A 20914-nucleotide genomic window follows, 5' to 3' on the forward strand; every position below is an offset into this window, starting at 1 on the left:
GGGTGGCGCAGTTCGGCGAGCGGGCGGTGCACAACGGCGACGGTGCGGCGCAGCTCGCTGAGCCGGCGGTGCGCAACGAGGATGGGGCCGCGCAGCTCGGCGGACGGGCGGTGCGTAACGGCGACGGTGCGGCGCAGCTCGGCGGACGGCCCGGGCAGCCGGACCGGCCGGCCGGTGGGCCGGATGGCCGGCGCGGTGCCGGCGAAGAGGTGGAGACGCCGACGACCGAGCCGGACGTGCTGGCCGCACCGGTCGACCCGGCTGCGCCGGTGGCGGCGAGCGGCGGACCGGCGAAGGCGGAGGCCGCGGCCCGGCTCCACCCGAGCGTGGAGTGACCCCGGCGGCCGGGGAGGGCGGTCGGGGACGGTTCGCGGAGGACGGCCGGGACGGTCCGCGCACGGCGGCCGGGGAGGATGGCCGGGACGGTCCGCGGAAGGCGGCCGGGGAGGACGGCCGGGACGGTTCGCGGAGAGTGGCCGGGGGCGGTTCGGGGTGCGGGGGAGTCGGGGACGGCGGCGCTCGGGGTGACAAATAGACTCGCTGAGGTCGCGGCGCGCGTGCCACGCTGCGCCGGGAAAGTCGACGGCGGAAGCCGCGTAGACGTCAAGGCATGAAGGGGGCACCGATGTCCGCCATCTCCCGCGAGGAGGTCGCGCACCTGGCGCGACTGTCGCGGCTCGCCGTCACCGAGGAGGAGCTGGACACCTTCGCCGGCCAGCTCGACGTGATCCTCCAGGCCGTCGCGCGGGTCGGCGAGGTGGCCGCCGCCGACATCCCGCCCACCTCGCACTCCGTGCCGCTGACGAACGTGCTGCGCGACGACGTGGTGGTGCCCGGGCTGACCCGGGCGGAGGCGCTCTCCGGGGCACCGGACAGCGAGGAGGACCGGTTCCGGGTGCCGCGCATCCTGGACGAGGACGAGCCGCCCAGCCCTCGTGGTGAGGGCCCGGCGGAAGGGAACGCGTGACCACCATGGCTGACGTGACCAGGATGACCGCGACCGAGGTCGCGGCCCTCATCGCCACCGGCGAGGCGTCCGCGGTCGAGGTGACCCAGGCGCACCTGGATCGGATCGCCGCGGTCGACGACCGGGTGCACGCCTTCCTGCACGTCGACACCGAGGGCGCGCTGGAGGCGGCCCGCGCGGTCGACGCGAAGCGGGCCGCCGGGGAGGAGTTGGGCCCGCTGGCCGGGGTACCGGTGGCGGTCAAGGACGTACTCGCCACCAGGGGCGTACCGACCACGGTCGGGTCGAAGATCCTTGAGGGCTGGCGCCCGCCGTACGACTCGACGATCGTGCAACGGCTCCGGGCGGCCGGCACGGTGATGCTGGGCAAGACCAACATGGACGAGTTCGCGATGGGCTCGTCGACGGAATACTCGGCGTACGGGCCGACGGGGAACCCGTGGGACCTGGGCCGGATTCCGGGCGGCTCCGGTGGGGGCAGCTCGGCCGCGCTTGCCGCGTACGAGGCGCCGCTGGCGATCGGCTCGGACACCGGTGGCTCGATCCGGCAGCCGGGTGCGGTGACCGGTACCGTCGGGGCGAAGCCGACCTACGGCGGCACCTCCCGGTACGGACTGGTCGCCTTCTCCTCGTCGCTGGACACCCCCGGCCCGTGTGCGCGTACCGTGCTGGACGCCGCGCTGCTGCACGAGGTGATCGGCGGGCACGACCCGCGCGACTCCACCTCGATCCCGGCGCCGGTGCCGGACGTGGTCGCCGCCGCCCGGGCCGGTGCCTCCGGCGACCTGACCGGGGTCAGGCTGGGCCTGGTCACCGAGTTCTCCGGCGAGGGTGCCGAGCCGGGGGTGATGGCCGCCTTCCGGGACGCCGTCGACGCGCTTACCAAGCTCGGTGCCGAGGTCGTCGAGGTCTCCTGCCCGCACTTCCAGTACGCGCTGCCGGCCTACTACCTGATCGCGCCGAGCGAGTGCTCGTCGAACCTCGCCCGGTTCGACGGGGTGCGGTTCGGGCTGCGGGTCGGTGACGACGGCGTGCACTCGCTGGAGGAGGTCATGTCGCTGACCCGGGACGCCGGCTTCGGCCCCGAGGTCAAGCGGCGGATCATGCTCGGCACGTACGCGCTCTCGTCCGGCTACTACGACGCCTACTACGGGCAGGCGCAGAAGGTGCGTACCCTGATCACCCGCGACTTCACCGCCGCGTTCGAGCAGGCCGACGTGCTGATCTCGCCGACCACGCCGTTCGTGGCGTTCCCGTTCGGCTCGCGCACGGCGGACCCCTACCAGATGTACCTGGCCGACCTCTTCACCATCCCGACCAACCTCTACGGCGGGCCGGGCATCTCGGTGCCGTGTGGACTCTCCGAAGGGCTGCCGGTGGGCCTGCAGATCATGGCGCCGACGATGGCGGACGACCGGATGTACCGGGTCGGTGCCGCGCTGGAGTCGGTGATCGGCACCCTCACCCCACCGGAACTCTGAGTCGGGGCCGCACCTGACCCCGGGCGACCCGGTGGCTCGGGAGAGCGGGGGAGCGCGGTACCTTATTGCCAACCCTTGGCAATAAGGTCGGATCGTGCCGACCCCTCGACGCGGAGACATCCATGCCGTTCGGCTCCACCAGCCTCGCCCCCACCCCTGACACCCACTCCGTTCCGGAACTGGTGATGGCCTGGGGGCGTGGCTGGGCACTCTCCCGAGGGACGCCCGCGCCGGTCGAGGTGCCCGGCGGCTTCCGGGTCGACGTCGGCCTGCCGCACCATCGGGTACGCCACGTGCTGCACACCTACGACGTCGGCTCGCTCACCCGGCTGGCCAGCGAACTGACCGCCACCGGCACCTGTCTCAAGGCCAGTGGTGATCCGGCCGGGTTCCGAGCCGCCCTCTCCGACGGCTGGACGATGGAAGCGGCCGGCTACCTGATGAGCGTGCGGTTCCGCGAGGAGACCGTCGAGGCGCCTCCGGGGTACGCGGTCCGGGTCGACGCCGAGCGCGACAGCGGCGTACTCGTCGCCACGGTGCACGACCGGGCCGGGGACAGGGCGGCTGCGGGGCGGCTGGCGCCGGCCGGGGAGTACGGCATCGTCGACCAGGTCGAGACCGAGCCGGCGCACCGGCGGCGAGGGCTCGGCGGCGTCGTGATGCGTACCCTTGCCGCGCGGGCGGTGGCCCGCGGACTGCGTACCGGCATCCTGGTCGCCACCGACGACGGGCGCGCTCTCTATCGCACCCTCGGCTGGATCGTGCACGCCGACGTCTCCGGGGCGTACCGCAGGTAGCTCCGGGGTGCGGTGCTGGCGTGCACCGGACGGCGGTCGGGCCGTCCGGGGTTGCCGTCGGGCGGCGATCGGGTCGTCCGGGTCGTCGTCGGACGGCGGCCGGCGTCCAGCCTTGTCCAACCGGGTCCAACCGGGTCCAGGATGGCCGGCGACGCCACCGGACATCGATGACTCTCTCCTCCAACAGATGCGTCGGCGTCGTCCGGCGCACGTGCGTACCGAGGAGGAGTCGATCCATGAGAGTCCTACCGAAGCGGGCCGGTTGGCTGACGTCGGTGGCGGTCGCCCTGATGGTGGCGGCAGCACCGGCGCTGACGCTGTCCCTGCCGGCGAACGCCGCACCCGCGCCGAACGCCGCACCGGGGCTGGACCCGGGTGCCACCGCCGAGGCGTGGGCGGCCGGCCGGGCCGCGTACGGGCCGGGCGCCACCGAGCACCAGGCGATCGAGGCGTACTGGACGCCGGAGCGGATGCGGGCGGCGCAGCCGGTCGAGGAGTCACCCGCCTACCGGCAGGCGGTCAAGCGGTACGTCGACAGTGGACAGTCCACCCGTCAGGCGGTCGACCGGGGTGCCCGGCTGACGATCCCGCCGGCCGCCGGTGAGCTGGGTACCCCGCAGCCCGGTCCGGTACCGGCGGCACTCAACCCGAACTTCGCGTCCAACCACCCGACGGCGCGTACCAGTGGAAAGGTCTTCTTCACCCTGCCCACCGGCAACTTCGTCTGCTCCGGGACGGTGGTCAACTCCGAGGGTCAGGACACCGTCTGGACGGCCGGGCACTGCACCCACCCGGGCGGTCCGGGTGGTGCGCTGGCCACCAACTGGGCCTTCGTGCCCGCCTTCGACGACGACCTCGCCAATCCCCGACCGTTCGGCACCTGGACGGCGTCCCGGCTCGTTCCGGCGCCGGGTTGGACCGCCAGCTCCAACTTTGCCGAGGACATGGCGGTGGCGATCATGAACACCCTCAACGGGCAGCACATCGTCGCCCGGCTCGGCGGCCAGGGCCTGGACGTCAACCGGGGCCTGAACGTGGCGATCAACGCCTTCGGCTATCCGCAGGAGGCGCCCTTCGACGGCGGAAACCTGCTCCGCTGCTCCGGTACCTCGCAGCCGGAGTCTCCCGGTGCCACCCAGACCATCCGGATCCCCTGCGACATGACCCGGGGCTCCAGCGGCGGTGGCTGGCTGCTCAACTGGGACGGCAACTTCGGCTTCCTGTACGGCGTCAACAGCCGGATCGACCGGATCGTCAGCCCGACGATCATGATCTCGCCGTTCTTCGACAACACCGCGCTGAACCTCTACAACCAGACCAGGAACCTCTGACCGTTCGACAGGTCGCCGCAACGGCGCTGTCCGGGGTGGGCCGGTGGACCGGCCGCCCCGGGCGGCGCCGCCGACGGTGCTGGTGGGCGCATTACGCCGCAGGCCGTCGGTCAAGCGTCTCCACTAGGGTGCCTTGGCATGACTGGCGGTTCAGGTGACGGGTCGACGGCAGACCCGACAGCGTCGGAGAGCTTCGCCACGACCGGTCACACCGCCAGAGGCTCCGGGCCGGACGACTGGCGTACGGCGTTCGCGGCCGAGGCCCGCCGGCTCGGGGTACCCGGTGCGGAGATCCGCGCGGCGCTCGCCGAGGTGGACGCGTACTGCGCCGACCCGGCGACCGGTCCGGCCGAGGCGTTCGGCGAGCCGGCCGAGTACGCGGCGGCGCTCGCGCACGGGCTCCGCACGGCGGCGCCGGCCCCGCCCGGGCGGCGGTCACCGTGGCTGGGCGGCTTCGTCGCCGCCAGCACCCTGGTCGGGGTGATGGCACTGCTCGCCGGGGTGGAGGCGGTCACCGGGTACGGCACCGCCGAACTGCGCGCCGGTCAGTTCGTCTCCGCCCTCGCCGGAGTCGCCGGGATCGTCATCGTCGTCGCCCTGCTGTTCCGGCCCGGGCGGGCGTACCGGCCGGCTCTGGACTGGCGGTTCGGCCTGGTGGGGACTGCCGCGACAGCCCTGACGGCGGTACCCGGGCTGGTCTGGCAACAGGTGGTGGTACGCGTCCCCGGGTGGTTGCCGCTCGGTGCCGGCGTACTGCTGCTGGTGGCCGCCTGGTGGCCGCTCGCCGCCGGGCGGCTCTCCGTCGGCCCGCCCGCCGGGGCGGGCCCGGAAGCCGCAGCGGATCGCCCGGACCTGCGTACCCGGCGGCTCGTCCGCTGGAGTCTGCCGGTGGCGCTGCTCTGCGTACTCGTCGTCACCGTACTGCTCGGTCGCGGCAACCCCTCCTGACCGCCACCGCCCGGCCGGTACGCCATCCGGTGTACGCGGTGCTCCAGGCAAGCAGCCCCGGGCGTCGGCCGTGGGCTGACGCGCGGCCGGCCCCTGCCGCCTAGCGTCGGTCTCGTCGACCTCACGAGGTGTGGGGCAGGCTTGCCGACGAGGAGGTCAGGATGACAACGACGGTCCCGCGATCGCCGGAGCCGGTGCGGGCGGTGGTCGGAGCCGACCAGCGGACACCGGCCCGGAACGCAGACCCGGCCGACGGTCCCGCCATGCGGCGCCGGCCGGTCTGGACCACCTTGGGCCTGGTCGCGCTGACCCTGCTCGGGGTACCTGTCGGCACCGCGGTCGCCGGTGCGCCGATCACCTACGAGGGCACCCTGCCGCTGGCCAGCTGGCTGGCGCTGTTCCTGCTGCTGCGCCGCCGCTGGCCGGTGGCGACCCTGCTGGCCAGCCTGTCGGCGGTCACCGCGTTCCGGATCGCCGAGCTGACCGACGCCGGCTGGGTCTGGCCGGCCTCGGTGATCTTCTTCCAGCTCGCCGCCGACGACACCCCACGACGCCACGGCCTGCGCTGGGCGGTCGGGGCCGGGCTGTTCCAGCTGACCTTCGCGGTCAACTGGCAGTGGACGGTCGAGGGCCAGGACGTGCAGCGGGCGATCGGCGAGGTCGGCGGGGAGGCGCTCGGCCTGGCCCTGACCATCGCGGTCGCGGTCGCGTTCCGGAACTGGCTTCGCTGGCGCACCGAACTCGCCGCCGGACTGGCCCACGCAGAGCAGGAACGGCGGCTGGAGGCGGATCGCCGGGCCGCCGAGGAGCGGTTGCAGATCGCCCGTGAGCTGCACGACGTGGTGGCGCACACGCTGACCGTGGTGGGGGTGCAGTTGCGGGTGGTGGACGAGGCGCTGGACGACTCCACCGACGAGGCGCGGGCCGCGCTGCGTACCGCCCAGGAGGTCCGGGCCAAGGCGGTGGCGGACCTGCGGTCGCTGATCGACGTGCTGCGCGCCCCGGGCGACCGGCCCGACGCGGACGCCGTGCCGGCCCCGCAGCCCGACCTGGACGGCCTGGCCGAACTCGCCGCCCGCACCCGGGCCAGCGGCCTGGAGGTGGCCGTCGATGTCACCGGCGACCCCGGAACTGTCGCCGCGCCGGTGGCGCTGGCCTGCCACCGGGTGATCCAGGAAGCCCTGACCAACGCGGTGCAGCACGCTGGTGCCCGCCGGGCCACCGTGCGGTTGGCGATCGGCACCGGGTCGGTACGGCTGGAGGTGCGCGACGACGGCGGCGGCCCCGGCCCGGCGGCGGTGCCGGGGCACGGGATCAACGGGATGCGGGAGCGGGTCGCGGCCCTCGGCGGCACCTTCTCCGCCGGAGCGGCCGACGGTGGCGGCTACGCGGTGCGCGCCACGATCCCTGTGGCAGGCTTCCGACCGTGACGACCAGGGTGCTGCTCGCCGACGACCAGGCCCTGGTGCGGGCCGGATTCCGCAGCCTGCTGCGCCGGGGCCGGGAGATCGAGGTGGTGGGCGAGGCGGGCAGCGGCGACGAGGCGGTCCGGCTGGCTCGTAGCCTGCGCCCGGACGTGGTGCTGATGGACATCCGGATGCCGGGGTTGGACGGTCTCGCCGCCACCGAACGGATCGTGACCGATCCGGAGATGTCCGGCTGCCGGGTGATCATCCTGACCACCTTCGAGACCGACGAGTACGTCTTCGCCGCCCTGCGGGCCGGCGCGAGCGGCTTCCTCACGAAGGAGATCGAGCCAGCCCAGCTGCGCCACGCGGTCGGGATCGTCGCCGCGGGCGAGGCGCTGCTCTCGCCGAGCGTCACCCGCCGGGTCATCGAACAGTTCGCACACCGGCCGGTGGCGGCCACCGACACCGAGGCACGGCTGGCGGTGCTCACCGAACGGGAGCGCGAGGTGCTCCGGCTGGTCGCCACCGGGCTGTCCAACGAGCAGATCGCCGGGCGCCTCTTCATCAGCCCGCTGACCGCCAAGACCCACATCAGCCGGGCGATCGCCAAGCTCGGCGTCCGGGACCGGGTCCAGTTGGTGATCGTGGCGTACGAGACCGGCCTGGTCCGCCCCGGCACCCCGGCCGAACCGCCAGGTTGAACCCGGCCGGCCGGAGCAGGTCGGGTAGCCGTTCGATCGACGGGCATCGGTGGAACAGCGGAACCGTAGCGGCCGCCGGATTCGGCTAGCCTGCATCCGGTCACATCCACAGGGGAGATTGGCGGGATACGTGGAGCACGGTGTCGCCACTCAGGAACAGCCCACCCGCACACCCGAACGATCGGCGACGCGACCGGAACCTCCCCGAACCTCTCCGGCCGCCGGGTTCGTCCGGCGCGGCCTGTCGGCGCTCCGACCACTGCTCTTCGCCGGTGCCGCCGGACTGGTGGTGCTGGCCATCCACGCCATGGCGGTACGGGCCGGGGTCAGCCCTCGGTCCGGGCGTACCGAGTACGGACTGCACACCGCCGCGCTTGTCGTCGCCGCTCTCGCCGTGCTCGCCGTCTGGTGGGCCCGGCGGCGGGGCCAGAGCTGGGACGCCGACCTGCTGCCGGCGCTCTTCGGCGGCCTCGCCGCGTTGACGCTGATGACCGCGTTGCACGGCACCCCGTTCGACGCCAACGGGTTGCAGGGTGACCAGACGTTCCGGACCGCGATCGTCACCCGGTTCGCCGACTCGTGGCAGCTCGCCGACTACACCTACCGGGACCTGCCGGCCTACTACGCGCCCGGCTTCTTCTGGCTGCTCGGCCGGGCCGCCGACCTGGCCGGGGTGGCGCCGTGGAAGATGCTCAAGTACGGCCTGATCGCGACCGCTTTCCTCACACCGCTCATCTCGTACCTGCTCTGGCGCCGCCTGGTGCCGCTGCGGGTCGCGGCGCTCATCTCCGCCGTGCCGCTGGTCGCCCCCGAGCTGTACGAGTCGTACGGCTGGCTGGTCCTGGTCGCTATCGTGCCGTGGTGGCTGGAGGCGGTGCACGGGCTGACCCGACCCGGCCTGCGGCCCCGGCACCCGGTCGTACTCGGCCTGATCGGTGCGCTGCTGTTCTGCGTCTACTACTACTACTTTTTCGGCTTCGTCATCGTGTTCGCCCTGTTCCTGGCGGTGCAGCGGTGGCGCGGGGAGTTCAGTTGGCGGGTCGCCGGGCGGGGCCTCGGGGTGCTGGGCATCGCAGCGGCCGGAGCCGCGCCGTACTGGGCGCCGCTGGCCTGGAACTTCCTGACCGCCACGCAGTTCGAGTCGCTGAACAACCGGTGGATCACCCTGAACTCCGGCGACCTGGCCCTGCCGATGCTCTCGCCCTCGGTGCTCGGCGCGCTGTGTCTCTTCGGCCTCGGATTCCTGGTCGTGACGCTCCGGGAGGCGCTGTCCCGGTCCCTGCTGATCATCCTCGTCTCCCTCTATGTCTGGCACGCGCTGGGCTGGCTCTTCACCGCCGTCGACATGCCGCTGATGTCGTTCCGGATGAAGGCACTGGTCCCGGTGGTGCTGCTGGCCGGAGCGGCGTTGGGGCTGGTCAGGCTGGCCCGGTACGCAGTCGACCGGCTGCCGGCCGCGGCCGTGTCCACCGGGCAGTTCTGGCGGGTGGTGGCCCTCGGCGGCGTGCTGCTCGCGGTATTCGCCACCGACCGGTTCGTCACCACGGTGGTCGACGACGACCGCATCCGGGTGGCGCACAACGAGACGTTTCCGGACGGCCGGCTGCCCGGCTTCCACGACGAGGAGGCGAAGCCGAAACTGCCGGCGGCGGAGGCGGTGCACGCGGCGATCTCCGAGCGGTACCAGGGCTCCGGGCATCCGGTCGTGCTCTCGGACCGGGCGAACCTCTTCGCCTTCTACCCCTACTACGGGTTCGTGCAGTGGACCGCCAACTACTCCCATCCGACCGCCCGCTATCACGACCGGCTGGACTTCCTGGACGAGGCGGCCCGGGCGGGCGGCCCGGCCGAGTTCGCCGACCGGACGGCGGACAACCCGTACGACCGGATCGACGTCCTGGTGCTGCGCGTCGAGAAGGAGCATCTGATTTTCCACAGTTCCGACGACGCCTTCCCGTTCGGCACCAGGAGTCGGACCGTCCGGATACCGGTCCGGCTGATCGGGGCGGAGCACTTCGACAGCACGACGATCGACGGATACCTGGTGGCCGTGCGTAGGCCCTGATCCCTGATCCCTGATCGCTGTTTCCGGGACCGGCGGCGAAACCCGGGCGAGCCCGGGTCGGGGCAACGATTAGGCTTGCAGGGTTCTGTCCGGATGCCGCCGGGGGGCCGGCTGCCGCCCGAGAGCTGGAGTCTTGATGAGCACGACCGTCCTGCCCTCGTACGACGACGTCGTCGAGCGCTACGCCCCGGTGATCGGCCTGGAGACCCACGTCGAACTGGGCACGAAGACCAAGATGTTCTGCGGTTGCCCGACCGACTTCGGCGGCGAGCCGAACACCCGGGTCTGCCCGGTCTGCCTCGGGCTGCCCGGCTCGCTGCCGGTGGCGAACAAGGCCGCGATCGAGGCGACGATCCGGATCGGGCTCGCGCTGAACTGCTCGATCGCGCCGTGGAGCCGGTTCGCCCGGAAGAACTACTTCTACCCGGACATGCCGAAGAACTACCAGATCAGCCAGTACGACGAGCCGCTCTGCGTGGACGGCTGGCTCGATGTGGAGATCGTCGGCGAGAGCGGTGAGCCCGAGCTGTTCCGGGTCGGCATCGAGCGGGTGCACCTGGAGGAGGACACCGGCAAGACGCTGCACGTCGGCGGTGCCACCGGGCGGATCCACGGCGCGACCGAGTCGCTTGTCGACTACAACCGGGCCGGCATCCCGCTGGTCGAGATCGTCACCAAGCCGATCCCGGGTACCGGCGCCAAGGCCCCGATCGTGGCCCGGGCGTACGTCACCGAGCTGCGGGACGTGATCCGCTCGCTCGGCGTCTCCGACGTCCGGATGGAGGAGGGCTCGCTGCGCTGCGACGTGAACACGTCGCTGTCGCCGGCCGGCTCCGCCGAGTGGGGCACCCGGACCGAGACCAAGAACGTCAACTCGCTGCGCTCGGTCGAGCGGGCGGTCCGTTCGGAGATGTTGCGCCAGGCGGCCGTACTCGACTCGGGTGGCCGGATCGTGCAGGAGACCCGGCACTTCCACGAGGACACCGGCGACACCACGCCGGGCCGGTCCAAGGAGACCGCCACCGACTACCGCTACTTCCCCGAGCCGGACCTGGTGCCGCTGGCCCCGGATTCGGCCTGGGTCGCCGAGCTGAAGGCGGGCCTTCCGGAGCTGCCCCGGGTGCACCGGCGACGGTTGCAGCAGGAGTGGGGGCTCAACGACCACGACATGCAGTCGGTGCTGAACGCCGGTGCGGTCGAGCTGATCGAGCAGACCGTGGCCGCCGGCACCACCCCGGCGGGTGCCCGGAAGTGGTGGCTCGGCGAGCTGTCCCGGCGGGCCAACGAGGCCGGTGTCGAGCTGGCCGCCGTCGGCGCCACCCCGGCCCAGGTCGCCGAGCTGCAGAAGCTGGTCGACGCGGGGAAGCTCAACGACAAGCTGGCCCGTACCGTGCTGGAGGGTGTGGTGGCCGGCGAGGGCTCGCCGAGCGAGATCATGACCGCCCGGGGCCTGGAGGTGGTCTCCGACACCGGTGCGCTGACCGCCGCCGTGGACGAGGCGATCGCGGCCAACCCGGAGATCGCGGCGAAGGTGCGCGACGGCAAGGTGGCGGCGGCCGGTGCTCTGGTCGGTGCCGTCATGAAGAGCACCCGGGGAGCGGACGCCAAGACCGTCCGCTCGCTGATCCTGTCCCGGCTCGGCGTCGAGGGCTGAGGTGTAAGGAAGGGCCCCCGCTTATCGTTTTCTGTTGTAGCGGGGGCCCTTCCTTACACCCTGGGCGGGCGAGGTCAGCCGGTGGGGGTCGGGCTGGCCGGGGTCGGCGCGCCGGGAGACGTCGGAGTTGGCGTACCGGGGGTCGGGGTGGCCGGTATCGGCGGCTCCGGCTCCCGCACGACGTGCCGTTCCAGGTTGACCTGCGCCTCACCGGTGCCGCCGAGCAGGATGTCGTCGTACGCCTGGAGCGCCCGCTGCTCGTTGAAGTAGAGCACCGACATCGCCAGCGGGGTCGGCTTGTCCCCCTCCAGGCCGCGCAGCCCCGCCCCGCCGGTGGAACCCTGCACCTGTAGCTGGGTCGGCATCGCGTCCGGCACCTGCGGCAGCTCGCGTACCTCGCGGTTGTGGGTGTGCCCGGCCAGCACCAGCGGTACGACGCCGGAGAGCGCGTCGGCCGACGCCGGGTCGTGCACCAGGGCGATGTCGACCGGCTCGCCCGCGGCCCGGATCGTCGAGGCGAGCCGTGCCCCGGCCCCGGCGACCTGGTCGACGGTCTGTGGCAGGGCGCCGGAGCCGGCCGGTGAGGTCTCCTTGTCCGGGGTGAACCGGGGGTCCCCGATGCCGGCGATCCGCAACCCGGCGACGTCGACTATCGAGTTGTCCAGCACGATCGCGTTCGGCTGCCGGCCGACGGCGGCGGCGGTGGCCGGCGAGTCGTGGTTGCCGCGGATGAAGAGGTACGGGACCTTCAGCAGGCCGATGGAGCCGACGAAGGACGCCTCCGGCTCGCTGCCCCAGTCGGTCATGTCGCCGGTGTCGATCACCACGTCGATCTTGAACTGTTCGACAACGGTCCGGACCACCTGCCAGGCGGTCGGGTTCAGGTGCAGGTCCGAGACGTGCAGCACCCGTACGGTGCCCTGCTCCTGGTCGAAGACCGGCAGGGTGGAGACGGTGGTGTAGAGCTGGCTGACGTTGCCGACCATCCGCTGGAGCTGGTCGGCGTACCGGCCGTAGTCGTTGGCGATCCGCCGGGCGTCGCCGACGATCGCCGGGGCGTTGACCAGCAACCCCTCGTAACGCGGCTCCTCGATCGAGTCCGGCCGGAAGGTAAGCGCGGCGATGCCGAGGCTGCCACCGGTGATCACCAGCGCCAGCCCGCCGGCCCAGGCAACCCGGCGGGTACGCCGGAAGACCAGCGCCGCCAGGATCATGCTGGCCAGTACGGAGACCGCGACGGTGCGGATCCCGACCCGGATCACCCCGTTCGTCACGTCGCCGACGGCGGACTGGCTGGCCCGGCTGATGCTTGCCGGATCGTCGATGAGTGCCTCGGTGCGGCGCTGGTCGAGCGAGCCGAGCCGGACGGAGAGGTGCGCGGGGCCGGCGTGGCTGCTGAGCTGGAGTGCGCCGAGCGGCGGGATGGTGACGGTGGTGCCGCCCTCTACCGAGGGGGTGATCGCCATTTCCGCCCGGAACGGCCCGATGTCGGTCTGCATCCGTCCACCGAGCAGGGCGCCGACGACGATCCCGACCACCGTGACGCCGATGATCGACAGGGCAACTCCGGCCCGACGGCTCGGTTTCGAGGTCAGGACGGTGCGGCAGCCCCGTACGGCGGTACGCGACCAGCCCAGCACACGCCGAGCCGCCGGCGGCATCGTGCCGCCGGCGGCCCGGGTGTCATTCCTCCGCCTGTCCATGCTCCATCATCACCTGCCCATAGCGACATCTTCGAAACCCGCCGCAGGTGCCGGGCCATTTCCACCGCGGGTATGAGCCAACTCACCAGCCGCGTCCGCCCGCCGGAAGGATTCCCCGCCCGCCCGGCGGAAGGGGTCAGCTCCGGCCGGCCGCTCCGCCGGAGAAGACCAGCCGGAAGATCCGGTCGTCCTCCGGGGCGGGGTCGCGCTTGCCGTCGTGGTTGGACGTGGAGATCCACAACGAGCCGTCAGGCGCGGCGGCCGCGGCGCGGAGCCGGCCGTACTCGCCGACGAGCAGCGGACGGGGCTGGCCCAGTACGGTGCCTTTCGCGGTGAGTTCCACGAGCCAGAGCCGTTCGCCCCGCAGGCAGGCGGCCACGAAGACGCGTTCGATCATCGCCGCCCCGGAACAGGACGCCTCGGCGGTGCTCCAGGTGACGAGCGGATCGACGTACTTCTCGGCATCGGCGCCGTTTCCGCCCCGCCCCTCGACCTCGGGCCAGCCGTAGTTCTTGCCCGGGGTGATCAGGTTGACCTCGTCCCACTGGTTCTGCCCGAACTCGGTGGCGTAGAGCCGCTTGTCGGCGTCCCAGGCGATGCCCTGCACGTTGCGGTGCCCGTAGGACCAGACCAGGGAGTTCGGGAACGGGTTGCCCGGGGCCGGCTTGCCGGCCGGGGTCATCCGGAGGATCTTGCCACCGAGGCTCTTGAGGTCCTGGGAGAGGCCGCGTTCCGAGGCATCCCCGGTGGTGGCGTAGAGGAATCCGTCCGGGCCGAAGCCGAGCCGCCCGCCGTTGTGGATGCCGGAGAGCGGGATGCCGGTGACGATAGGCGTCGGCCGGGCGCCCAGGGTCAGCTTGGCGATCCGGTTGTCCTCGGATGTCGAGTAGTAGACGAAGACCGTTTTGTCCCGCTGGTAGGCCGGGGAGACGGCGATCCCGAGCAGGCCGCCCTCGCCGGCCGCGTCGACCTCGTCGAGGGTCTGCACGGTGCTGACCTTGAGGCCCTTCGTGTCGGACTCCGGCCCGACCTTCAGGATCTTGGCAGTGTCCCGCTCGGTCACCAGCGCGCCGCCGTCGGGCAGGAACGCGATCCCCCACGGGATCTGCAACCCCGTGGCCAGTACCGTCGCCGCGACCTGCTGACCGGCCCCGGTCTGGCTGGGCGAGACGGAGGGGGTGGGAAACCTCGGCGGTTCGCCGGCCGGATCCGGTTCCGGCTCGCCGAAGGCACAACCACTGGTGAGGAGCACGGCCGCCGCACAGAGCGCGACCGCCGCGCGTCGACGGCTGGGTCTGGGGTACGGGCGAGCGCTCACCCGGCCCAGCGTAGTCCGATCCCACCGCGTGCCGTCGGGTCGCTCGATCATTCCACCGATCTTCCGGAGTCGTCGCTGCTCGCCGGCGCCGGCCGGCGTGGTCGGGCCGGCAGGTCGCCCCGCCCGGACGCCGGGATCGGCGCCCGTCAGCGGGACGAGTCGCGCCGCCCGGGGCAGGTTCCCGGAGCGTCGTGACGATGAACGGCGCTTAGGAGACCAATCGGGCATGTCGCCGGGCGATTCACCGGTCCGGTCGTGCGAGACTCCCCGGCATGGCGCTCGCCACCTCGCCGGAGCTGACCGGTGCGCCATCCCGGCCGGCCCGGCGTCGGCCCACTCCCGGGGGCGTCGCCGCCGTACTCGGCGTGCTCGGGGTCGGCTACCGGTTGGTGCTGCTGCTCGGCGACGTACCACCGGGCAACAGCGACGAGGCGGTCACCGGACTGGTGGCCCGGCACATCGCGCAGGGGCGGGAGTTTCCGCTCTTCTTCTACGGCCAGTACTACATGGGTGCCCTGGAGTCCTATCTCGCCGCGCCGCTCTTCGCGCTGCTCGGCTCGTCGACCCTGCTGCTACGGCTGCCCAACCTGCTGCTCTACGCCGCCTTCCTGGCGCTGATGTGGCAGCTCACCCGCCGGCTCTACACCCCCTGGCTGGCGACGGTCACCGTCGGTCTGCTCGCCCTCGGCTCGGACCGGATCGTGAAGAACCAGCTCATCGCGGGCGGTGGCTATCCGGAGATGAACCCGGCCGGCGCCCTGCTCGTCCTGCTGGCGGTCAACCTGGGCCTCGGCGCGTTCCGCCGACCCGCCCCGGCGTACGCGGGCTTCGGGCTGGTCGCCGGGCTCACCCTCTGGGACGACTGGCTGATCCTGCCGTACGTCGGCGCGGCAGCCGCGGTGCTGCTCGGATTCCGCTGGCGGGCGCTGGCCGGCCGGGCCGGGCTGGCACTCGGTGCCGGGCTGGCGGTCGGACTCGTCCCGATCGTGGCGCACAACCTGACCGCCGCGCCCGGAAACCGCTCGCTGGCCGTCTACGCCTCGCTCGGCGGCGGCACCGGTTCCTGGCCGGAGCGGCTGCACGGCGGCGTCCTGTTCGGAGTGCCGATGGGTACCGGACTCTGCCCGCCCGGCCGGTGCGCGCCCTGGCAGTTCGGCTGGGGAGTCGGCTACCCGGTGCTGCTGGCCGTCGCCGCCTGGCTGGCCTGGCGGGCGTTGCGCGGCGCCACCGACCGGCCGGATCGCGACCGGCCCGCCGGCCCCGGCACGGCGGAGCGGGTCCGGCAGGCCGGTCGACTCGCCCTGCTCGCCGGTGCGGCGCTGACCCTGCTGGCGTACGCCACCAGCGGCGCCGCCGCGTCGACTCCGGTGGAGAGCGCCCGCTACCTCTCGGCACTGCTGATCTCGACTCCGGCCGTGATCTGGCCGCTCTGGTCGGTGCTGGCCCGGCCGCCCGGCAACCCGATCCCAAGCCGTCCCCGGCTGGCGGCGGCGGCACGGCTGGCGGCGGCGGCCCCGCTCGCCGGACTCGCCGTCAGCATGTTGCTGGCCAGCGCCGCCCTGGTCGCGGCCGCCCCGGAACTGGCCGGGAGGACCGCCCAGCGCCGGGACCTGGTCGCCGGGCTCGACCGGCTGGGCGTGCACCGGTTCTACACCGACTACTGGACCTGCTACGACGTCATCTTCCTCAGCCGGGAACGGATCGTCTGCGGCGTGCTCGGCGCCGACCTGCGGCCCGGCTGGGACCGTCATCCCCGCTATCCGGGGCTCGTCGCCGACGCGGACCGGCCGGCGTTCGTGCTCGCCGAGCGGTCCGCGCTGGACACCGCTGTCCGGGCACACCTGGGCGAGCGCGGCCTGCCGTTCACCGTCAGCACCGTGGCCGGACACCACGTCTACCAGCCGGCCGGGCCGGTCGGCCTGCCGCTGCGCTGAGACCGGCCGGTACTGGCGCGGCGCCGCGCAGTGGCACGGTTCGACAGGGCCCGGCCAGGCGCTTTGCCGGCCGCCGGTGGCGAGGGCGACCGCCGGCGCCCGGCAGCCGGGGACTATCGTCGGGCCCCGTGAAGGTGTGGATCCCCCATCCCAGAGGTCTGGAACTGCTCGGCGAGATCCCGGACGGCGTCACCGTGGAGATCGCCCCGGCACCGGACCGGCTCCCCTCGGATCCGGCCGGGGTCCGGTTCTGGGTGCCGCCGTTCCTCGCCCAGGCCGCCGCGGTGCCGATCGCGGCCAAGCTGCCCGACCTGCGGGTGGTGCAGTTGCTCTCGGCCGGGGCGGACACCTGGGCCGGCCGCCTGCCCGAGCACGTCACCCTCTGCGACGCGCGCGGGGTGCACGACTCGTCCACCGCCGAGTGGGTGGTCGCGGCGATCCTGTCGTACCTGCGGTCGTTCCCGGTCTTCGCCCGCGCCCAGGCCCGCCACGAGTGGTCGTACGACCGGGTCAACCCGACCGACGAACTGGCCGGCAAGCGGGTACTCGTCGTCGGCGCGGGTTCGATCGGGGCGGCCACCCGGGCCCGGCTGGAGCCGTTCGAGGTGAGCCTGACCATGGTCGCCCGGACCGCCCGTCCCGCCGAGGAGGTGTACGGCGTCGACGACCTGCCGACGCTGCTGCCCGAGGCGGACGTGGTGGTGCTGCTGGTGCCGCTCACCGAGGCCACCCGGGGCCTGGTCGACGCCCGGTTCCTCGCCGCGATGCCGGACGGTGCCCTGCTGGTCAACGCCGCCCGTGGGCCGGTGGTCGACACCGACGCACTGGTCGCCGAACTGGAAACCGGTCGCATCTCGGCCGCGCTCGACGTCACCGAGCCCGAGCCGCTGCCGTCCGGGCACCCGCTCTGGGACATGCCCAACGTGCTGCTCACCCCGCACGTCGGCGGCTCGGTACGCGGGCTGCTGCCCAGGGGCTACCGGCTGGCCGGCGAGCAGTTGCGCCGGTTCGTGGCCGGCACCCCGCTGATCAACGAGGTCGTCGACGGGTACTGAGCCGGGTCGTCAACGGTGCTGAGCCGGGGAGTCGTCGACGGGTACTGAGCCGGGTCGGGAGCCCTGAGCCGGGGGAGTCAGTCGGCGGGCGGCTGGTCCGGGGTGGGGCGGGGCTCGCCGAGCTGCTGGCCGCTGGCGGCGACCAGGCCGGGCAGGTCCTCGGCGCGTACCGCGGGCAGGGCCGTCGTCCGGCCGTCCCGGAGCCGTACCACCGCCTGGCCGCGCGGGTCGGCGGCCAGTTCCACGATCTCGGACCAGGCGATGCTGCGCTGGCCCAGCAGGGCCCGGATCCGCACCCCTGCACGGTCGGCGTCGGTGCCGGCCCGCCAGGCCCAGACGCCCACCGCCAGCGGCACCAGCAGCAGCGGGAGCAGATACCAGCGAGAGCTGGCCAGCGGCAGGGTGCCGAGGAACGCGATCAGCGCTGCCACCCAGATCGCCTGGCTGTGCCGGAAGCGGACTGTGCCGGTCTTACCCACCCGGCGATTTTCGCACCCCGGTCCGGCGGGTCGGCCGTTGGCCTCGGCCGGGCGGGTTGAGTGGGGTCGGCCGGGTGGCCGGAACCGTCGGCCGGGCCGGGGTGGAGCGGGCGGGACCGGCTGAGGCAAGATTTCCCGAGCGACCCGGAGTGGGAGACCCCTACCATCGACCCTCTTCGACCTGGCAACCCGGCGTACCCGTTCCGGCCTACATCCGCGACCGGACGGAACCGCACCGGAAGGTCGGAAAGGGTTCGATACGTAACCACGCCCCCTGCCGATCGTTGGGGGTTGATAGGACTGGTTTCGGCCGTTCGGTCGGACCGGACCTGACCTGCACCACGTCCGTGCCCCCTCTGCGAAGGCATCCCGCCATGTTCGTGGCGCACATCGCGGACGGCCGAGCCCGCCGGCTGGTCGTCCAGGTCACCGAGAGCGGTGCCCCGGTTCTCGCCGTAGCCATCCTGCTTGCCGCTCACGCCGGCGCGCTGCCGCCCTACGCCGCCGTCGCGGGAGCCGTCGGCATGGTCGCCGCCGTGGCCGCCGCCCGGCTGGTCCACCTGGCGATCATGCTCCACCGGGGCGGTACCGGCTTCGGCCCGTGCCGGGGCGCCGGATTCCTCGGCTTCGGCATGGTGGCCAGCGCGCTCTCCACGCTCGTCCTCTTCCTGTCGCCGGCCGGCGACAGGGCGGCGGTGGCACTCGGCGGGCTGGTGCTGGCGTTCGCCCTCTACCTGTTCGGCATGCGGATGCTGCCGGGCGCCGCGAGCACGGTGCCGGTACGGCTGCGTCGTGCCTTCGACGGGCTGAGCCTCGGCATCAGTCTCGCCTTCTCCGCCTGGGTGATCCCGACCCGCGCGCTGCCGCCGCTGGCCATGGTCGCGGCGCTCTTCACCGTCGTCGGCCTGCCGGTGGTCACCATCACCACCCTGCGGGCGTACGAGCACCGCCGCTCCGCCACGTTCTGCGGCATCGGCGCCGGACTCGCGGTCTTCGGGCACTCGCTGATCGCGGCGCTGATCGCCTACGGCGCACCGGTGACCATGCTGCCGCTGGTCGCCATCCTGCTGGTCGCCGGCCCGGCGCTGATCGCCGCCGGTGCCCGCCGGGCCAACCCGGTGGCCCAGCCGAACGGGGCGCCGATCGAGCCGCAGGCCACCCTGACCGCCTATCCGCTGCTGACAATCCCGGCGATCCTGGCGACGCTCTCCGCACTCTGGCACCTGGCCACCGTCGGCCACTTCGACGCCACCTCGATCCTGCTGGGCCTGGCCGTGATCCCGACCCTTGTCGTCCGGGAGGTGCTGGTGATGCTGGACATCCGCCGGTACGCCAGGCGGCTGGCGGAGCAGGAGGCGCACTTTCGCTCACTGGTCTCCGGGGCCAACGACCTGACGATGGTCGTCGGCGAGGACCTGCTCATCCGCTGGCAGTCGCCGACGGCTGCCCGGCTCTTCGGGCTCGCCGACGCCGACGTGCTGGGGCGGGCGTTCCCGAACCTGATGCATCCGGACGACGCCGCCGACGTCACCCGGGTACTCACCGACGTGCTCGCCGGGCGTGACGTGCCGACCGGCCGCCCGCAACTGGTGACCGCCCGGCTGCGCGACGGGCACGGCGCCTGGCGGGACACCGAGTCGACCGTCAGCGACCAGCGGGCGGTGCCCGAGGTGGCGGCGCTGGTGGTGCACGTCCGGGACGTCAGCGAACGGCAGCGGCTGGAACGCAAGCTCAACGAGTTGGCCTTCACCGACGAACTCACCGGGCTGGCCAACCGCCGGGAACTGATGCGGACGATAGTCACCCAGCGGGCGGTACCCGGCCGCAGCGGCGCGCTGCTGGTGATCGACCTGCACGGCATGTCCGGGATCAACGACTCGCACGGTCGGCAGATGGGTGACGCCGTACTCGCCGAGGCGGGCAGGCGGCTCAAGACCGGGGTCGGTGCTGCCGACGTGGTCGCCCGGCTGGGCGGGGACGAGTTCGCGGTGGTGACCGTGGACCGGCCGGTGCTGGCATACGCGATGGCGACCCGGCTGCTGACCGCGCTCACCGAGCCGTACCAGATGCCCGGTGCGGTGCTGCACCTCGGCACCAGCATCGGCCTGGCCGACCTCTCCGGCGGGGACGGTGTCGACGACGTACTCCGGCGGGCGGATCTGGCCCGGTTGCGGGCCCGGCAGCTCGGCCGCAACCGCGTCGAGTGGTACGACGACGAGCTGGAGGAGCAGTTCACCCGGCGGCTCGACCTGGAGCGCGAGCTGCCCGGCGCGCTGCAACGGGGCGAGCTGGATCTGGTCTACCAGCCGGTACTCGACCTCGACGACCAGCAGCCGGTCGGGACCGAGGCGCTGCTGCGCTGGCGAAACCCGGTGCTCGGCACCGTGCTGCCGGCCGAGTTCCTGCCGGTGGCCGAAGACCTGATGCTGGTCGAGGAGCTGGGCCGCTGGGTGCTGGACACCGCCTGCCGGCAGTTGGCTGCCTGGTCGCAGCGGTCCCGACGACTCTGGATGTCGGTGAACATCTCGTCCCGGGAGCTGATCGCCCCGGACTTCGTACGCTGGGTGGGCACCTCGTTGGCCGAGCACCGGGTCGAGCCGGACCGGCTGGTGCTGGAGATCGCCGAACCCCGGGGCGGGGTGGAGGTGCCGGCGGTGGTGACCCAGCTCGCCGGGGTGCGGGCGCTCGGGGTACGGACCGCGTTGGACGACTTCGGCAGCGGGCAGGCGTCACTGGCCCAGCTTCGCCGGCTGCCGGTCGACTTCCTCAAGGTCGACCGGACCCTGGTCACCGAGGGCGGCACCCGGGACGGCGAGAGCAAGCCCTTCATCGACGTACTGGTCAGTCTCGGGAAGAGGTTCGGCCTGGAGATCATCGCCGAGGGCCTGGAGTCGCCGGGGCAGGTCGAACAGGCCCGGCGGGCGGGCTGCAAGCTCGGCCAGGGGTACGCCCTGTCCCGACCCGCTCCGGCCGAGCGGGTCGAGGCGTACCTTGAGGAGTTCCCGAGCCCGTCCCGCTGACCGGCTCCCGCGTGCTCGGCCGACCGAGCACGCGGCAGCCGGCGACGTTACC

Annotated in this window: 15 protein-coding genes; 12 read left to right on the plus strand and 3 right to left on the minus strand. The window is 72.9% G+C overall.

What is annotated here, in order from left to right; all coding sequences use genetic code 11:
- The first annotated feature begins 625 nt into the window (after positions 1–625).
- The 9 genes from gatC (at position 626) to gatB (ending at position 11353) form a co-directional block, all read left to right on the plus strand.
- Positions 626–967: an Asp-tRNA(Asn)/Glu-tRNA(Gln) amidotransferase subunit GatC gene (gatC, locus tag CLT71_RS30705; protein WP_101371937.1), complete on the plus strand. Its 342-nt coding sequence runs from the start codon at positions 626–628 to the stop codon at positions 965–967.
- 5 nt (positions 968–972) lie between these two features.
- On the plus strand, positions 973–2448 hold the full coding sequence (gatA, locus tag CLT71_RS30710; protein WP_101371938.1) for an Asp-tRNA(Asn)/Glu-tRNA(Gln) amidotransferase subunit GatA: 1476 nt from the start codon (positions 973–975) through the stop codon (positions 2446–2448).
- Positions 2449–2570: 122 nt separating this feature from the next.
- Positions 2571–3245 carry a GNAT family N-acetyltransferase gene (locus CLT71_RS30715; protein ID WP_101370165.1) on the plus strand — a complete coding sequence of 225 codons (675 nt, stop codon included), beginning with the start codon at positions 2571–2573 and terminating at the stop codon, positions 3243–3245.
- Positions 3246–3481: 236 nt separating this feature from the next.
- Positions 3482–4576 (plus strand): hypothetical protein, encoded by a 1095-nt coding sequence (locus tag CLT71_RS30720; protein ID WP_143743675.1) that lies wholly within the window; start codon positions 3482–3484, stop codon positions 4574–4576.
- A 138-nt stretch (positions 4577–4714) separates the two neighbouring features.
- Positions 4715–5524, plus strand: a complete 810-nt coding sequence (locus tag CLT71_RS30725; protein WP_101370167.1) for a DUF1129 domain-containing protein — start codon at positions 4715–4717, stop codon at positions 5522–5524.
- Between the two features lie 161 nt (positions 5525–5685).
- A complete protein-coding gene (locus CLT71_RS30730; protein ID WP_486483547.1) occupies positions 5686–6954 on the plus strand; it encodes a sensor histidine kinase in 1269 nt (422 codons plus the stop codon).
- Positions 6951–7634, plus strand: coding sequence for a response regulator transcription factor (locus CLT71_RS30735; RefSeq protein ID WP_101370168.1), 684 nt, complete (start codon positions 6951–6953; stop codon positions 7632–7634). Before CLT71_RS30730 ends, CLT71_RS30735 begins: the two co-directional genes overlap by 4 nt.
- A 130-nt stretch (positions 7635–7764) precedes the next feature.
- Complete coding sequence (locus CLT71_RS30740; RefSeq protein WP_101370169.1) at positions 7765–9699, plus strand: arabinofuranosyltransferase; 1935 nt, start codon at positions 7765–7767, stop codon at positions 9697–9699.
- A gap of 136 nt (positions 9700–9835) precedes the next feature.
- On the plus strand, positions 9836–11353 hold the full coding sequence (gene gatB / locus CLT71_RS30745) for an Asp-tRNA(Asn)/Glu-tRNA(Gln) amidotransferase subunit GatB (RefSeq protein ID WP_101370170.1): 1518 nt from the start codon (positions 9836–9838) through the stop codon (positions 11351–11353).
- 74 nt (positions 11354–11427) lie between these two features.
- Here the strand turns inward: gatB and CLT71_RS30750 are convergent, their stop codons facing one another.
- Together CLT71_RS30750 and CLT71_RS30755 are read right to left on the minus strand one after the other, a co-directional pair.
- Positions 11428–13056, minus strand: coding sequence for a metallophosphoesterase (locus tag CLT71_RS30750; RefSeq protein ID WP_101370171.1), 1629 nt, complete (start codon positions 13054–13056; stop codon positions 11428–11430).
- 136 nt (positions 13057–13192) lie between these two features.
- On the minus strand, positions 13193–14374 hold the full coding sequence (locus CLT71_RS30755; protein ID WP_101371940.1) for a PQQ-dependent sugar dehydrogenase: 1182 nt from the start codon (positions 14372–14374) through the stop codon (positions 13193–13195).
- A 272-nt stretch (positions 14375–14646) separates the two neighbouring features.
- Between CLT71_RS30755 and CLT71_RS30760 the strand changes: the two genes are divergently transcribed.
- A complete protein-coding gene (locus CLT71_RS30760) occupies positions 14647–16308 on the plus strand; it encodes a hypothetical protein (RefSeq protein ID WP_486483548.1) in 1662 nt (553 codons plus the stop codon).
- A gap of 128 nt (positions 16309–16436) precedes the next feature.
- A complete protein-coding gene (locus tag CLT71_RS30765; protein WP_101370172.1) occupies positions 16437–17363 on the plus strand; it encodes a 2-hydroxyacid dehydrogenase in 927 nt (308 codons plus the stop codon).
- Between the two features lie 77 nt (positions 17364–17440).
- Here CLT71_RS30765 and CLT71_RS30770 read toward each other — a convergent pair whose 3' ends face one another.
- Positions 17441–17842 (minus strand): PH domain-containing protein, encoded by a 402-nt coding sequence (locus CLT71_RS30770; RefSeq protein ID WP_101370173.1) that lies wholly within the window; start codon positions 17840–17842, stop codon positions 17441–17443.
- Positions 17843–18216: 374 nt separating this feature from the next.
- Here CLT71_RS30770 and CLT71_RS30775 point away from each other — a divergent pair, with 374 nt between their 5' ends.
- Positions 18217–20862 carry a GGDEF domain-containing phosphodiesterase gene (locus CLT71_RS30775; RefSeq protein ID WP_486483549.1) on the plus strand — a complete coding sequence of 882 codons (2646 nt, stop codon included), beginning with the start codon at positions 18217–18219 and terminating at the stop codon, positions 20860–20862.
- Positions 20863–20914 lie beyond the last annotated feature (52 nt).

Source organism: Plantactinospora sp. CNZ320, assembly GCF_002846275.1.